The following is a 15,050-nucleotide window of genomic DNA, read 5'->3' on the forward strand; positions in this document are numbered from 1 at the left end:
AAAACTGCGGGTTCATTCCGTTTTCTATTGAACGACGCGGAATATGCTGGCGTAGGGCGCGCTTGGTCAGGGCTGCATCTGGACGAACGCAGTGTGTCAGGCACCCACGTTGTGCCTGACGCCCCCTCGTCGCGGGCAAGCGCGCTCCTACGAAGAGCGCGTATCAAGGGACGTACGGCAGGTCGCGTTTGTGCTGCGTCTTGCGGTAGGTGTTGACGATGATGTCGAACGCTTCCTGACGCACGGGCTCGCCGTGCAGGAAGGCATCGATCTCGGCGTAGGTCACGCCGTGAGAAGCTTCGTCGGGTTTGCCCGGAACCAGATCTTCCAGATCCGCGGTAGGGATTTTCTCGACCAGATTGTCGGGGGCGCCAAAATGACGGGCGATGGCGCGAACCTGATTCTTCACCAGACCGCTCAACGGTGCCAGATCGCAGGCGCCGTCCCCGAACTTGGTGAAGAAGCCCATCACAGCCTCCGCCGCGTGGTCGGTACCGATGACCAGACCGCCGCGAGCACCGGCGATGGTGTATTGCGCCACCATGCGGGTACGGGCTTTGACGTTGCCCTTGACGAAGTCCACCGCTGCGTCCGACTGGCCTTCGAACGCCTTGATCTGCTCGACCAGTGCCTTGACCGAAGGCGCGATGTCCACCGTGTGACGCTCGTCAGGGTTGATGAAATCCACGGAAGCCGTGGCTTCATGCTCGTCGTGCTGAATGTGGTAGGGCAGGCGTACGGCGATGAACTGATAGGCGGCATCGCCGGTGCTCTCACGCAATTCCCTGACCGCGCGTTGGGCCAACAGACCGGCGGTCAGCGAGTCCACACCACCGCTGATGCCCAGCACCAGAACCTTCAAGCGGGCGTTGTGCAGGCAGTCCTTGATGAACTGGATCCGGCGCGCAACTTCGGTTTCAAGCTCGGCCTGGCTGGCGAATGGCGGCTGGACCTTGAGTGCACTGGCGATCTCGTGCTGTACGGCTTGCATGATTGACTCCTTATGAGAAGAAAAAGAGGCATGTAAAAAGTGAGGCAGTCCGGTGCTCGAGTCAGACAGGCACCTTGAAAACATGGCGCAGGTAGGAAACGAATTCCGGGTCCTTGCACTGAGTCTTGCCAGGCTCATCGGAAATCTTCGCCACTGGCTGGCCGGCGCAGGCGGTCATTTTCAGCACGATGCTCATGGGCTGAATACCTGGCACGTCTGCGGTGAGGTTGGTGCCGATGCCGAAGCTGACGTTGATCCGACCGCGCAGCGCCCTGAATATTTCCAAGGCCTTGGGCAGGTTCAGACCATCGGAAAACACCAATGTCTTGCTCATCGGATCGATGCCCAGCTTCTGATAGTGAGCGATGCATTTTTCTGCCCACTGCACAGGATCACCCGAATCGTGGCGCAGGCCGTCGAAGAGTTTGGCGAAGAATAGATCGAAGTCGTTGAGGAAGGCGTCCGTGGTGATGCAGTCGGTCAGGGCGATGCCGAGCAGGCCCCGGTATTCCCGCACCCAGCAGTCGAGCGCGGCGATCTGGCTGTCGATCAGGCGAGGCCCCAGTTGCTGATGGGCCATGATCCACTCGTGGGCCATGGTGCCAAGGGGCTTGAGATCGAACTTGCGCGCTAGATGGACATTGCTGGTGCCGACGAACTGGCCGGGGAAATCCTTTTTCAACACCGCTACCACGTCTTCCTGAACAGCATACGAGAAGCGTCGCCGAGTGCCGAAATCCGCCACTTTCAGCTCGGCCAGCTCATCGGGGGTCGCGGCGTCGTTGAGCCAGTCGAACTTGCGGTAGAGCTGATCGCGCGCCTGGGTGAGCAGGGTTTCCGGGTTGCGGTGCCGGTTGCGCACTTCACTGACGATGGCCAGGATCGGCACTTCGAACAGGATCACATGCAGCCAGGGGCCGGACAGGCGAATGCACAATTCATCGTTTTCGATGCCGGTGTACACGTAGCGCAGATTGAAGCGAAACAAGCCCAGGAACCGCAGGAAATCAGGCTTCATGAAATTGATGCGCTCGAGGAATCCCGTCTCTTCAAGGCTCAGGGATAAATCGCACAATTGCTCGATCTGATGCCGGATCTCCGGCAGATAGGGTCGCAGGTCTTCGCTGTTGCGGCAGCGGAACTCCCATTCGACGTCGACGTTGGGGTAGTTGTGCAGCACTGCCTGCATCATGCTCAGCTTGTAGAGGTCGGTATCGAGCAGGTTCTGAACGATCCGGTCCGCAAAAGCGCTCTCACTCATTGTGTCGCTCCAGCCAGCAGGGGCCGCCAGAGTGCGGCCATGAAAAGTCAAATGGGGTCGCATACAACCGTGCGGTAGCGTCTGGTATTGGCTCCATGCCACTACTTCCGGCGTGTTATTGGCGATGACGGACATAATGCCAGTCGAGGCCGGGTTGGGGCAGAAATGTTTCAGCCAGCCGTGAACGGATCGGCTGATCGTGCCCGGTCTCGGCCTACTGCGGCGTTGGCGAGTGCAGTTGTTCCAGCATCCATTCCACGAACACCCGGATCTTGGGCACCTCCGCCGCGTGCTCGGGGTAGGCGAGGTAGTAGGCATCATGACTGGGCAGTGCATGCGGCCAGGGAATGATCAGCTTGCCGTCCGCGATTTCTTCTTCCACCAGAAAACGCGGCAGCAGTGCGACGCCACAGCCAACCTGCGCGGCGCGGATGCACATGTAGAAGGTCTCGAAACGCGGCCCGTGGTAGCTGTGTTCGGTCTGGTGCCCCTGGCTGTCGAACCATTCATGCCAGCCTTGCGGGCGATGGGCGCACTGCAGCAGCACCAGGTCGGCCAGTTGCGTCGGGTCACTGAACGGCTGTTCGGGCAGGCAGTCAGGTGCGCACACCGGGACCAATTCTTCACCGAACAATTTCACGCTCTCCGCGCCGGGGCGCGCACCTTGGCCAAAATAGAACGACACGTCGCAACGGCTTTGCGCCAAGTCGTCACTTTCCTGCTCATTCACCAAATCCAAGTGAATGTGCGGGTGGCGCAGGCGCCAGCCTTTTAGGCGCGGCACCAGCCAGCGGGCGCCGAAGGTCGAAGGCGTCGACACGCGCAAGACCTCGGTTTCTCCACCGTAGGAGCGCAGGAAGTGGGTGGACATCTCCATCTGGGTCAGGACTTTTCTCACCTCCCCCAAGTACAGCGCGCCAGCAGGTGTCAGCTGCAACCTGCGACGAACGCGTCTGAACAGCAGGTGCTGAACCAGTTCTTCGAGCTGCGCGACCTGTTTGCTGACAGCGCTTTGCGTCAGGTTCAGCTCTTCGGCTGCGCGGGTGAAACTGAGATGGCGCGTCACCGCTTCAAAGCATTGCAGCGCCGTGATGGACGGCAGGTGGCGTCTGTTCAGCATATTCAGGCGTGCTCAGGGTCTGCATGAAAAAACGGAATGATATCTCGCTTAATCGTCGTTTGTTGCACTGCGTCAGCCCAGCTATTACTAGAAGCTGACGAAATAACCGAATAGACGTTCTGCGCCTTCGCGTTTTCGATTCATCAGAATCCAGGAGAAATCATGTTAAACGCTCAGTTAAGCGACCTACTCAATGGCCTCGGCGTCGCCCCAGCGCTCTACCAGCAGGGTGACAAGCCTGTGCACACCCCCATCGATGGCAGCCAGGTCGCTTCGGTGAGCTGGGAAAGCGCGGCTGAAGTCGAGCAGCGCATCACCCGAGCCGAACATGCCTTCGAAGCCTGGCGCAAAGTGCCTGCCCCGCGTCGTGGCGAGCTGATCCGCCTGTACGGCGAGGCGTTGCGCAAGCACAAAGCCGAGCTGGGTGAATTGGTGTCGTGGGAAGCGGGAAAGATCACTCAAGAAGGCTTGGGTGAAGTGCAGGAAATGATCGACATCTGCGATTTTGCCGTCGGCCTGTCCCGCCAGATCTACGGCCTGACCATTGCCTCCGAGCGTCCGGGCCACCACATGCGTGAAACCTGGCACCCGCTGGGCATCGTGGGCGTGATCAGTGCGTTCAACTTCCCGGTCGCGGTCTGGTCCTGGAACACCGCGTTGGCGCTGGTGTGCGGTAACTCGGTCATCTGGAAACCGTCGGAAAAGACGCCGCTGACCGCGCTGGCCTGCCAGGCGCTGTTCGACCGCGTTGCCGCTGAGTTCCCAGAGGCGCCTCAATACCTGACGCAGTGCGTGGTGGGTGGCCGCGAGGCGGGTGAAGCCTTGGTCGACGACAGCCGCGTTGCATTGATCAGCGCCACGGGCAGCACTCGCATGGGGCGCGAAGTGGCGCCGAAGATTGCCGCGCGTTTCGCGCGCAGCATTCTTGAGCTGGGCGGCAACAACGCGATGATTCTGGCCCCGAGCGCCGATCTGGATCTGGCGGTGCGCGCTGTCCTGTTCAGCGCCGTCGGCACGGCAGGCCAACGCTGCACCACGCTGCGCCGCCTGATCGCCCATAACTCGGTCAAGGCCGAGTTCGTCGAGCGACTGAAGGCTGCCTACGCCAAGGTCCGCATCGGTCACCCGCTGGAAGGCAATCTCGTGGGGCCACTGATCGACCGGCAGAGCTTCGAGAACATGCAGGAGGCGCTTGAGCAGGCGCAGAGCGAAGGCGGCAAGGTGTTCGGCGGCAAGCGCCAGCTCGCCGATCAGTTCCCGAACGCGTTCTATGTTTCGCCCGCCATCGTGGAAATGCCAGAGCAGAGCGATGTGGTGCGCAGCGAGACCTTTGCGCCGATTCTGTATGTGATCGGCTACGACGACTTCACGGACGCCGTGCGCCTGAACAACGAGGTGCCGCAAGGCCTGTCTTCGTGCATCTTCACCACCGACGTGCGCGAGGCCGAACAGTTCGTTTCAGCGTTGGGCAGCGACTGCGGCATCGCCAACGTGAACATTGGCCCGAGTGGTGCAGAGATCGGCGGCGCGTTCGGTGGCGAAAAGGAAACGGGCGGTGGCCGTGAATCCGGTTCGGATGCCTGGAAAGGCTACATGCGCCGTCAGACCGCGACCGTGAACTACTCGCGTGAGCTGCCGCTGGCGCAAGGGATTACATTTGATTGATGCCGTAAGTTAAGCGCCACTCCTTTGTGACGATCGTGCCCACGCTCTGCGTGGGTACGCCTTGATGGACGCTCTGCGTCCGTTTTTGTGTAACGCAGAGCGCCACCCACGGCGTTCCCACGCGGAGCATGGGAACGATCAGTAACGATCGGTACAGGTATGTGGTGCAGGAAACGGTTTGGCTACGTCTCTTTCTGAGGTTTTGCGATGCCGCTACGCGAAGAATGTCTGTGGGAAACGCTGACGCCGCAGAGGCCCGAGGCGCCAGCGTTGAGGGGGGAGGTGAGCGTCGACGTCTGTGTGATCGGCGCCGGTATCACAGGGTTGTCGGCAGCGATTCACCTGCTGGAACAGGGCAAGAAAGTCGCCATCGTGGAAGCCCATCGCACCGGCCAGGGCGGCTCGGGGCGCAATGTGGGGCTGGTCAATGCCGGATTGTGGATTCCGCCCGACGAAATCGAGGCCGGTTTTGGTGAGCGCGTGGGCAGTCAGCTCAACACGATGCTCGGCAATGCGCCGTCGCTGGTGTTCAGCCTGATCGAACGGTATGGCATCGACTGCCAGGCCACGCGCAAAGGCACGCTGCACATGGCGCACAACGCCAAAGGCGAACAGGATTTGCGCAGCCGTGAAGCACAATGGAAGCGCCGTGGCGCACCGATCGAGTTACTTACCGGCAAAGCCTGCCAAGAGGCCACCGGCACCCAGGAAATCACCTCCGCGCTGCTCGACCACCGGGCGGGCACCATCAACCCAATGGCCTATACCAGTGGCCTGGCGGCGGCGGTCACCTCGTTGGACGGGCAGCGCTTCGACCACTCGCCGGTCTCGCGGCTCGAGCGTCAGGGCCAGCGCTGGTGCGTGATCACCGACGGCGGTTCGGTCATCGCCGATCAGGTGGTCATCGCTTCCAACGCTTACACCGAAGGAGAGTGGACTCAACTGCGTCGCAGCTTTTTTCCCGGCTACTACTATCAGGTCGCTTCCGCGCCCCTGACCGAAGAAGCTGCGCAGCAAATCCTGCCCGGTGGCCAGGGTTCATGGGACACACGCCAGGTGTTGAGCAGCATTCGCCGTGATGCCGACGGGCGTCTGCTGCTGGGCAGCCTGGGCAACGGCAATCAAAAGCCGGCGTGGTTTCTCAAAGCCTGGGCCGACCGGGTTCAGCAGCACTACTTCCCGTATTTGAAGAAGGTCGAATGGGAATGCGCCTGGACCGGATGCATCGCATTCACCCCCGATCATCTGCTGCGCATGTTCGAGCCTGCACCAGGACTGGTCGCCGTCACGGGGTACAACGGTCGAGGCAATACGACCGGCACCGTGGTGGGCAAGGCGTTCGCCGACTACCTGTGCAGTGGCGACCCTCAGGTACTGCCAATCCCGTTCTCGCCCATGCAGCCGCTCTCTGGCATCGGTTTGCGCAGCGCGCTGTATGAGGCTGGCTTTTCGCTATACCATGCCGGTCAGTGTTTGAGAATTGTGATCTAGTGCGGGACTTGAAACCTTCGCCAGCGCCTTTTGCACATCCGGTCGCCTGAAATGGTGCGTCCCGTAGCGGCTTCGCACCGGGGGTGTGCAGTTCGGTGACGCAGGCTGTTACAACAGGGTTGTACAGGTTGGCGCGTCGAGGTTGCTCGTCCCGACGTCACGGGTTGCTCTTTTGAAGTCGCAGGGTTGCACCTTGCGCGGTTTAGACGGTTGCACGCCCAGTGAAAAAGGGCCCGAATCAGTCAAATAACAACAAATCGATGACTTTTTTAAGAATAAAAAACCGATGGCACGGCGCTTGCTCAGAGCATTTCTGTGGTCGCAGTGCTAATTAAAAAACCTAGGAGCACCAACTCATGTCGCAGACGTTTTACAGGAAAGGCTTTCTGGCACTCGCAGTCGCTACTGCAATAGGTGCGGCTGGTTTGGCGCAGGCTGACGTCAAGATCGGTGTCGCAGGCCCCATGACCGGTGCCAACGCCTCGTTCGGCCAGCAGTACATGAAGGGCGCTCAGGCAGCAGCCGATGCCATCAACGCCGCAGGCGGCGTGAACGGCGAGAAGATCGTTCTGGTTCAGGGCGACGACGCGTGCGAGCCGAAACAGGCCGTGGCCGTTGCCAACAAAATGTCTCAGGAAAAAGTCGCCGGCGTCGTCGGCCACTTCTGCTCGTCTTCGACCATTCCTGCGTCGGAAGTCTATGACGAAGCCGGCATCATCGCGATTACCCCAGGCTCCACCAACCCGACTGTGACCGAACGCGGCCTGAGCGCCATGTTCCGCATGTGCGGGCGTGACGACCAGCAAGGCGTTGTGGCGGGTGATTACATCGTCGACGTGCTCAAAGGCAAAAAAATCGCTGTCATCAACGACAAGGACACCTACGGCAAAGGCCTGGCGGACGCTACCGCCAAGCAACTGACTGCCCGTGGCGTGAAGCCGGTTCTGGAAGAAGGCCTGACCCGTGGCGAGAAAGACTTCAGCGCCCTGGTGACCAAGATCCGTTCTGTCGGTGCCGACGTGGTTTACTTCGGTGGCCTGCATCCGGAAGCCGGCCCGTTGGTTCGCCAACTGCGTGAGCAAGGCCTGAAAGACGTCAAGTTCATGTCCGACGACGGCGTCGTCACCGACGAACTGGTCACCACCGCCGGTGGCGCTCAATACGTTGACGGCGTGTACATGACCTTCGGCGCCGACCCACGTCTGCTGCCCGACAGCAAGGCTGTGGTCGAGCAGTTCCGCAAGTCTGGCTATGAGCCTGAAGGCTACACTCTGTATGCCTATGCATCGGTGCAGGCGCTGGCCGCCGGCTTCAACGGTGCGAAGTCCAACAAGGGCGAAGCCGCCGCCGCATTCCTCAAGTCCCATCCAGTGAAAACCGTCATGGGCGAAAAAGCCTGGGACGCGAAAGGCGACCTGAAGGTCTCCGACTACGTGGTTTACCAGTGGGACAAGGACGGCAAATACCACCAGCTTGAAAAACAGAAGTGAGTTGAGCGCCTAGTCGAGCGAGCGGCTCAGCGGGCTTGGAACCTCTGCGCCGCTTGATTCGGTAATCGGCGCCGCCTTGTGTGGCGCCGGATTTCTTCTGTTGCCATCGAGTGTGTCCCGCTGCGCCTCACGAGGGTGTTGCCGGTCCGCACCAGGTTGGCCTTCAAGTTCGTGAGCGTGCGTGATGGATGGTATTTTCCTGCAACAAATGGTCAACGGCCTGACCCTAGGTTCGGTCTATGGCCTGATTGCCATCGGTTACACGATGGTTTACGGCATCATCGGCATGATCAACTTCGCCCACGGCGACGTGTACATGATCTCTGCCTATCTGGCAGCCATCGGCCTGGCCGTGCTGTCGTTCTTCGGTATCCAGTCGTTCCCCTTCCTGATTCTCGGCACCCTGATCTTCACCATCGTGGTGACCGGCGTCTACGGCTTCGTCATTGAGCGCGTGGCCTACAAGCCGCTACGCAACTCGACGCGTCTGGCGCCCCTGATCAGCGCCATCGGCATTTCCCTGATCCTGCAGAACTACGCCCAGATCGCCCAGGGGCCGCGCCAGCAAGGCGTCCCAACCCTGCTCGAAGGCGCCATGCGCTTCGAGGTCGGTACGGGCTTCGTGCAGATCACCTACACCAAAATCTTCATTCTCGTCGCCGCCTTCATCGGCATGGGCGTGCTGACCTACATCATCAAATACACCAAGCTGGGCCGGATGTGCCGTGCCACGCAGCAGGATCGGAAAATGGCCTCGATCCTGGGGATCAACACCGACCGCATCATTTCCTATGTGTTCGTCATCGGCGCCGCCATGGCGGCCCTGGCCGGTGTGCTGATCACCATGAACTACGGCACATTCGACTTCTTCGCCGGGTTCGTCATCGGCATCAAGGCCTTCACCGCTGCGGTATTGGGCGGTATCGGTTCATTGCCGGGCGCCATGCTCGGTGGGTTGATCCTGGGGGTTGCCGAGTCGCAATTCTCCGGTCTGATCAACTCCGACTACAAAGACGTGTTCAGTTTCGGCCTGCTGGTGGTGATTCTGATCTTCCGTCCTCAAGGCCTGCTGGGTCGCCCACTCGTGGCGAAGGTATAACCATGTCTGCTCCTGTCAAACCCATCGATATCAAACAAAGCGTGATCGACGCTGTGCTGGCGGGTCTGCTGTCACTGATCGTGTTCGGTCCCATCGTCGGCATCGTGCTGGATGGCTACGACTTCAACCTGCAGCCGGGCCGCGTCGCGGTACTGGTCGGCGTGGTAGTGGTCGGCCGTTTCTTCATGAGCCTCTTTCTGCAGACGCCCAAGGGCCGTGCGATCGCCGACAGCTTCGAGCGGCCGGGGTCGGGCGTGCATGTGCTGCCGCCGGGTTACAAGACGCGGTTGCGCTTCATCATTCCGCTGATGATCCTGATTGCCGTGATCTTTCCGGTGTTCGCCGACAAATACGTGCTGACGGTGGTCATCCTTGGTTTGATCTACGTCCTGTTGGGCCTGGGTCTGAACATCGTGGTCGGTCTGGCTGGCCTGCTCGACCTGGGTTACGTGGCGTTCTACGCCATCGGCGCGTACGGGCTCGCGCTCGGCTATCAGTACCTCGGGTTGGGCTTCTGGTCAGCGCTGCCCTTGGCGGCCATTGCCGCAGCGTTCGCCGGTTGCATCCTGGGCTTCCCCGTCTTGCGCATGCACGGCGATTATCTGGCGATCGTGACCCTGGGCTTCGGTGAAATCATTCGCCTGGTGCTCAACAACTGGTTGTCGTTCACCGGTGGACCGAATGGCGTCCCAGTGCCTTCGCCGACCTTTTTCGGTCTGGAGTTCGGGCGCCGCGCCAAAGACGGCGGCATTCCGATCCATGAATACTTCGGTTTCGAATACAACCCGGACTTGAAATTCATTTTCATCTACACCGTGCTGTTCCTCGTGGTGCTGGCCGTGTTGTACATCAAGCATCGCCTGACCCGCATGCCGGTCGGTCGCGCTTGGGAAGCCCTGCGTGAAGACGAGATCGCGTGCCGCTCCATGGGCCTGAACCATGTGCTGGTCAAGCTCTCGGCCTTCACCATCGGCGCATCGACCGCAGGACTGGCCGGCGTGTTCTTCGCCAGCTATCAGGGCTTCGTCAACCCGACGTCGTTTACGTTCTTCGAGTCGGCATTGATCCTCGCCATCGTCGTACTGGGCGGCATGGGCTCCACCGTCGGGGTGGTCATTGCCGCGTTCGTCTTGACCGTTGCGCCGGAAATGTTGCGCAGCTTCGCCGAATACCGCGTTCTGCTGTTCGGCGTCCTGATGGTGTTGATGATGATCTGGCGCCCGCGGGGCCTGATCCGAATCAGCCGAACCGGCGTACAACCACGCAAAGGCGTGCTGGCAAAAGCGGAGGGCTTTTGATGAGCGACGAAATCGTTCTGTCCGTCGAACACCTGATGATGCATTTCGGCGGCATCAAGGCCCTCAGCGATGTCAGCCTCGAAGTGCGGCGCAACTCGATCTTCGCCCTGATCGGCCCTAACGGGGCAGGCAAGACCACGGTCTTCAATTGCCTGACCGGCTTTTACAAGGCCACGGGCGGGCGCATCGAACTCAATGCGCGGGGCAAGAAAACCGACGTCATTCAGCTGCTGGGTGAACAGTTCCGCGCCAGCGACTTCGCTTCGCCCAAGCGTTTCGGCAGCCGCCTTTATTACAAGATGTTCGGCGGCACCCACCTGGTGAACCGCGCCGGGCTGGCGAGGACGTTCCAGAACATACGGCTGTTCAAGGAAATGTCCGTCGTCGAGAACCTCCTCGTTGCCCAGCACATGTGGGTCAACCGCAACATGATCGCGGGCATCCTTAACACCAAGGGGTATCGCAAGGCCGAAGAGGACGCCATGAACACGGCGTTCTACTGGCTGGAGGTGGTCGACCTGGTGGACTGCGCCAACCGCCTGGCTGGCGAGCTTTCGTATGGCCAGCAACGGCGCCTGGAAATCGCCCGCGCCATGTGCACCCGTCCGCAGGTGATTTGCCTGGACGAGCCAGCCGCAGGCCTCAACCCGCAGGAAACCGAAGCACTGAGCGGCATGATCCGCCACCTGCGCGACGAACATGACATGACCATCGTGCTGATCGAGCACGACATGGGCATGGTCATGGGCATTTCCGATGACATTGTCGTGCTCGACCATGGCAATGTCATCGCCAAGGGCAAACCGGAGCAGATTCGCAACGATCCAAAAGTGATCGCCGCGTATCTGGGTGCTGATGAAGAGGAGTTGGTATGAGTAAGCCGATCCTCGAAATGAAAGAGATCGACGTGTACTACGGGCCGATTCAGGCCCTGAAAAAGGTCTCGCTGCACATCAACGAAGGTGAAACGGTCAGCCTGATCGGCTCCAACGGCGCGGGTAAGTCCACGCTGTTGATGTCCATTTTCGGTCAGCCACGGGCCGCACGCGGGCAGATTATCTATCAAGGTACCGACATCACTCAGAAGTCGTCTCACTACATCGCGTCCAACGGCATCGCGCAGTCTCCGGAGGGGCGTCGCGTGTTCCCGGACATGTCAGTGGAAGAGAACCTGATGATGGGCACTATCCCCATTGGGGATCAGTACGCCAAGGAAGACATGCAACGGATGTTCGACCTGTTCCCGCGCCTCAAGGAGCGTCGCAACCAGCGGGCGATGACCATGTCAGGCGGGGAGCAACAGATGCTTGCGATTGCACGTGCCCTGATGAGCCGTCCCAAGCTCTTGCTCCTGGACGAGCCGAGCCTGGGGCTGGCGCCGATCATCGTGAAACAGATCTTCTCCACCTTGCGTGAACTGGCTCAAACGGGCATGACGATTTTTCTCGTCGAGCAGAATGCCAACCACGCGCTGAAGCTGTCGGACCGCGCGTACGTCATGGTCAATGGCGAAATTCGCCTCACGGGCACAGGGCAGGAGTTGTTGACGAACGAAGAAGTGAGAAACGCGTACCTCGGCGGCCACTGAGTCGGTCCGTTACGCTGACCTCATGAACGCCCCGGGTGGATACACACCGGGGCGTTTTTTTTGGGGGGGGGAGCAAGGCTGACCGGCTCTGCCGAGCGCCGTGCTGGCTGATTCGAGCTCCGACGCGCCGTTGTGGAAAACCTTTTTGAGCAGTTGCCAAACCTCGACAGTTAGCCGCTGCAAACAGTTGTTTTGTCACGGTTTTGACTTGTTCAGTTTTACTGTGGAGTCTGCTGTGAATAACTTGGTGGCAGTTAGCTACAAGCCTTTATCTACGTGGGCTCTGGCGCGTCGGTTATAATTTGAACAGTCTTTTTGGGTCCTGTTTTCTGCAGGTTTGTCAACGGTTGGTGGGCTGGTATTTTATACAGCTTTTGACAGTGTAAGACCTGTGGATAACTCTGTGTGCAACCCTTGGAAAGAGCGCTGAGGATAGCGTTATCCGAGGGTGGAGGCGGTCGATCTTGACCGCCTAGGCGAATCGTCGGAGTCAAGGCCGTTCCGAGAAGCGAGATCGGTCAAGCGCAATCGTCGTGGATGTGGCTTACCGGGGCCTGGCGCGTTTGCTTGCATCGGCTGAAGTTGCCCCCGGATTTTGTGCATCCGGCTGTGGATAAGGTGGGCAAAAGCGTCCGCAGCCCATGCAGTACAAGGCTCGTAGAGGATTGGTCGTTTTTTGTACGGTGCAGTAAGCCGAAGGCGCTGCTTCATGACAGGCTTGATCCCGAACCGTCTGCGCGGGCATTCTCCAGAACTTTCCTACACGCAACGCGCTTGCTTGCGTCAATCCGAGCTGTCCCTCAGCCGAAACCCTCAGTCAGGAGAATCAAATGACTTCTACCGTGTTCATTACCGGTGCCACATCCGGGTTTGGCGAAGCCTGTGCCCGTCGGTTCGCTGAAGCGGGTTGGTCGCTGGTGTTGACCGGTCGCCGTGAAGAGCGTCTGCAGGCGCTGAGCGCCGAGTTGTCAAAAAAGACCAAGGTCCACACCCTGACGCTCGACGTGCGGGATCGGGCGGCCGTGGAGAAGGCTATCGAAGGACTGCCTGCCGAGTTCGGCAAGATCCGTGGCCTGATCAACAATGCGGGCCTGGCGCTGGGCATCGACCCCGCACCGAAGTGCGATCTCGACGATTGGGAAACGATGATCGATACCAACGTCAAAGGGCTCGTCTACACCACTCGCCTGCTGCTTTCCCGATTGATTGCGTATGGCCGCGGCGCAAGCATCGTCAACCTGGGTTCGGTGGCCGGCAACTATCCGTATCCGGGCGGTAACGTGTATGGCGGCACCAAGGCTTTCGTCGGTCAGTTTTCGCTCAACTTGCGCAATGACCTGATTGGCACGGGCGTGCGCGTCACCAACCTGGAGCCTGGGTTGTGCGAGAGTGAGTTCTCGTTGGTACGTTTCGGCGGTGACCAGGCCAAGTATGACGCCACCTATGCCGGCGCCGAGCCTATCCAGCCGCAGGACATCGCCGAGACGATCTTCTGGATCATGAACACACCGGCCCACGTCAACGTCAACAGCCTGGAATTGATGCCTGTGAGCCAGACCTGGGCAGGTTTTGCCATCGACCGTACCCGCGGTGATGCGAAGTAAGCGCAAATAAAGCTGATCGCTCCCGCGCGGCGCGTGGGGGTGATCGAACGTGCTGCCTTTCAACCGGAGGGTGTCAGGCGCTGAAGTACTCACTCAGGCCGATATAACAGGTCGCCAAGTGATAGGGCGTGGTCGAGGGCATGTCGCTGCGGCTGACCCGGCCCTGACTGTCCAGGCACTCGTTCCAGCCCCCGGCGTGCAGAAAACGCTGCTGCAAGGCCGCCAGTTGCCGCGCAAGCAGTGGCTCGCTGTGCGGGCGCAGTGTCAGCGCTCGCAGGTATTCGGCCTGGGCCCAAATGCGCTGGGTGCCGTCCTTCACTTGTCCATCCACCTCCAGCGACGCAACCACTGCGCCTGTAACCGGATCGACGCCTTGCGCCTCGGCATGGTCGAAGGCGGTGTTCAGCGAGCGGTGCAAGGCGGTGCCACGCAGTCGGTCTGACGACTCCAGCAAGTAAAACCATTCGAACTGATGCCCCGGCTCTGACCAGTTGTCCTCCGAGCCCAGCGGCCGTTCCAGCATCACTCCTTTGTCGGCATCGATGAAGCGACGCTGCATGCTGTCGGCAAGCGCATCGAGAGCGGCGAGGGTGGCGGTGTCCTCGCGCACCTCCAGCGTGGCCAGGAAGGCCTCGGCCAGGTGCATCAGCGGGTTTTGCAGAGGGCCGGCGCCCAGCAACGCCCAGTCTTCGTCCAGCACTGACTCATACAAACCGTCGCCATCGGCAAAGCGCTCGGCGACGACGTGCAGGGCGGCGTTCAACACGGATTCAACCAACGGCTCACGGACCTTGGCCCAGTAATGTGCGCACGCAAAGATGATAAAGGCGTGGGTATACAGATCCTTGCGGCGATCCAGCGGCACACCGTCGGGACCGATGCTGTAGAACCAGCCACCGTGTTCCGAATCATGAAAGTGGTGCTGAAGCGAGCGGAACAGCGCGGCTGCACGCGTTCGCGCGTCGGGAAAGCGTGGGTCGTCGATCAGGCTGGAAAACAGGAAAAGCTGCCGCGCACAGGCCATGGCGCGATAGCGTTGAGGCGGTAGCGGTCGATGCTGTGCGTCCAGCGCCTCATACGGCAACGCCAGGTCCGGATTCCAGCCAGGGCCTTGCCAGAGCGGCACGATCACTCCCGTAAAATGCTGCTGCACGCGAGCGAACATCGCAGACAATTCGGACTTGGCAGGAAGAGAAGAGGCGTCAGGCATTGGATGGCGTCGCAGCAGAGGACAAATGGCGCGACATGGTAGCAGGAGGCGGGGATGAGGGGCGATCAAATGGTCGCCGCAATACGCTGTAGGAGCGTGGCTTGGCCCGTGATCTGGCGCGCAGCGGCAGTAAAATCAGCCAACGCGGAGTGTCGGGTCAGGACACAGTGGCCGAATTCACGACTGCCTCGGTCGGGTGCGACCCCGGGCCGATCACGGGCGAGTCACGCTCC

12 protein-coding genes are annotated in these 15,050 nt (G+C 60.3%); 8 read left to right on the forward strand and 4 right to left on the reverse strand.

The genetic code is table 11. The features are described from left to right. Positions 1 to 163 precede the first annotated feature (163 nt). The 3 genes from nadE to N5D61_RS09815 form a co-directional block, all read right to left on the reverse strand. Positions 164 to 991 (reverse strand): ammonia-dependent NAD(+) synthetase, encoded by an 828-nt coding sequence (gene nadE / locus N5D61_RS09805; protein ID WP_108239455.1) that lies wholly within the window; start codon positions 989 to 991, stop codon positions 164 to 166. Positions 992 to 1,052: 61 nt separating this feature from the next. Next, positions 1,053 to 2,252 carry a nicotinate phosphoribosyltransferase gene (gene pncB / locus N5D61_RS09810; RefSeq protein WP_108239456.1) on the reverse strand — a complete coding sequence of 400 codons (1,200 nt, stop codon included), beginning with the start codon at positions 2,250 to 2,252 and terminating at the stop codon, positions 1,053 to 1,055. Positions 2,253 to 2,466: 214 nt separating this feature from the next. Next, positions 2,467 to 3,372 carry a LysR family transcriptional regulator gene (locus N5D61_RS09815; protein WP_279892322.1) on the reverse strand — a complete coding sequence of 302 codons (906 nt, stop codon included), beginning with the start codon at positions 3,370 to 3,372 and terminating at the stop codon, positions 2,467 to 2,469. A gap of 162 nt (positions 3,373 to 3,534) precedes the next feature. On the opposite strand from N5D61_RS09815, the gene N5D61_RS09820 reads away from it, so the two are divergent. From N5D61_RS09820 to N5D61_RS09855, 8 genes are all read left to right on the forward strand, one after another. Next, complete coding sequence (locus tag N5D61_RS09820; protein WP_279892323.1) at positions 3,535 to 5,037, forward strand: aldehyde dehydrogenase family protein; 1,503 nt, start codon at positions 3,535 to 3,537, stop codon at positions 5,035 to 5,037. 207 nt (positions 5,038 to 5,244) lie between these two features. Further along, entirely contained in the window at positions 5,245 to 6,528 is a 1,284-nt protein-coding gene (locus tag N5D61_RS09825; RefSeq protein WP_279892324.1) for an FAD-binding oxidoreductase, read from the forward strand. 356 nt (positions 6,529 to 6,884) lie between these two features. Further along, positions 6,885 to 8,018 (forward strand): branched-chain amino acid ABC transporter substrate-binding protein, encoded by a 1,134-nt coding sequence (locus tag N5D61_RS09830; protein WP_279892325.1) that lies wholly within the window; start codon positions 6,885 to 6,887, stop codon positions 8,016 to 8,018. Between the two features lie 184 nt (positions 8,019 to 8,202). Next, a complete protein-coding gene (locus N5D61_RS09835) occupies positions 8,203 to 9,117 on the forward strand; it encodes a branched-chain amino acid ABC transporter permease LivH (RefSeq protein ID WP_108239461.1) in 915 nt (304 codons plus the stop codon). A gap of 2 nt (positions 9,118 to 9,119) precedes the next feature. Continuing rightward, a complete protein-coding gene (gene livM / locus N5D61_RS09840; protein WP_279892326.1) occupies positions 9,120 to 10,415 on the forward strand; it encodes a high-affinity branched-chain amino acid ABC transporter permease LivM in 1,296 nt (431 codons plus the stop codon). Continuing rightward, complete coding sequence (locus N5D61_RS09845; protein WP_108239463.1) at positions 10,415 to 11,290, forward strand: ATP-binding cassette domain-containing protein; 876 nt, start codon at positions 10,415 to 10,417, stop codon at positions 11,288 to 11,290. The genes livM and N5D61_RS09845 overlap by 1 nt, the downstream gene beginning before the upstream one ends. Next, positions 11,287 to 12,003 (forward strand): ABC transporter ATP-binding protein, encoded by a 717-nt coding sequence (locus N5D61_RS09850; protein WP_279892327.1) that lies wholly within the window; start codon positions 11,287 to 11,289, stop codon positions 12,001 to 12,003. Before N5D61_RS09845 ends, N5D61_RS09850 begins: the two co-directional genes overlap by 4 nt. An 830-nt stretch (positions 12,004 to 12,833) precedes the next feature. Continuing rightward, positions 12,834 to 13,607: an SDR family oxidoreductase gene (locus N5D61_RS09855; RefSeq protein WP_108239465.1), complete on the forward strand. Its 774-nt coding sequence runs from the start codon at positions 12,834 to 12,836 to the stop codon at positions 13,605 to 13,607. 73 nt (positions 13,608 to 13,680) lie between these two features. Here the strand turns inward: N5D61_RS09855 and N5D61_RS09860 are convergent, their stop codons facing one another. Continuing rightward, positions 13,681 to 14,817, reverse strand: a complete 1,137-nt coding sequence (locus N5D61_RS09860) for an AGE family epimerase/isomerase (RefSeq protein WP_279892328.1) — start codon at positions 14,815 to 14,817, stop codon at positions 13,681 to 13,683. Between the last annotated feature and the right edge of the window lie 233 nt (positions 14,818 to 15,050).

It is taken from the genome of Pseudomonas sp. GD03842, from assembly GCF_029841165.1.
Lineage (GTDB): Bacteria > Pseudomonadota > Gammaproteobacteria > Pseudomonadales > Pseudomonadaceae > Aquipseudomonas.

Bases quoted from the DNA above. Each gene is read 5' to 3' on its own strand.
- nadE (WP_108239455.1), bottom strand. From the start codon at position 991: ATGCAAGCCGTACAGCACGAGATCGCCAGTGCACTCAAGGTCCAGCCG.
- pncB (WP_108239456.1), bottom strand. From the start codon at position 2,252: ATGAGTGAGAGCGCTTTTGCGGACCGGATCGTTCAGAACCTGCTCGAT.
- N5D61_RS09815 (WP_279892322.1), bottom strand. From the start codon at position 3,372: ATGCTGAACAGACGCCACCTGCCGTCCATCACGGCGCTGCAATGCTTT.
- N5D61_RS09820 (WP_279892323.1), top strand. From the start codon at position 3,535: ATGTTAAACGCTCAGTTAAGCGACCTACTCAATGGCCTCGGCGTCGCC.
- N5D61_RS09825 (WP_279892324.1), top strand. From the start codon at position 5,245: ATGCCGCTACGCGAAGAATGTCTGTGGGAAACGCTGACGCCGCAGAGG.
- N5D61_RS09830 (WP_279892325.1), top strand. From the start codon at position 6,885: ATGTCGCAGACGTTTTACAGGAAAGGCTTTCTGGCACTCGCAGTCGCT.
- N5D61_RS09835 (WP_108239461.1), top strand. From the start codon at position 8,203: ATGGATGGTATTTTCCTGCAACAAATGGTCAACGGCCTGACCCTAGGT.
- livM (WP_279892326.1), top strand. From the start codon at position 9,120: ATGTCTGCTCCTGTCAAACCCATCGATATCAAACAAAGCGTGATCGAC.
- N5D61_RS09845 (WP_108239463.1), top strand. From the start codon at position 10,415: ATGAGCGACGAAATCGTTCTGTCCGTCGAACACCTGATGATGCATTTC.
- N5D61_RS09850 (WP_279892327.1), top strand. From the start codon at position 11,287: ATGAGTAAGCCGATCCTCGAAATGAAAGAGATCGACGTGTACTACGGG.
- N5D61_RS09855 (WP_108239465.1), top strand. From the start codon at position 12,834: ATGACTTCTACCGTGTTCATTACCGGTGCCACATCCGGGTTTGGCGAA.
- N5D61_RS09860 (WP_279892328.1), bottom strand. From the start codon at position 14,817: ATGCCTGACGCCTCTTCTCTTCCTGCCAAGTCCGAATTGTCTGCGATG.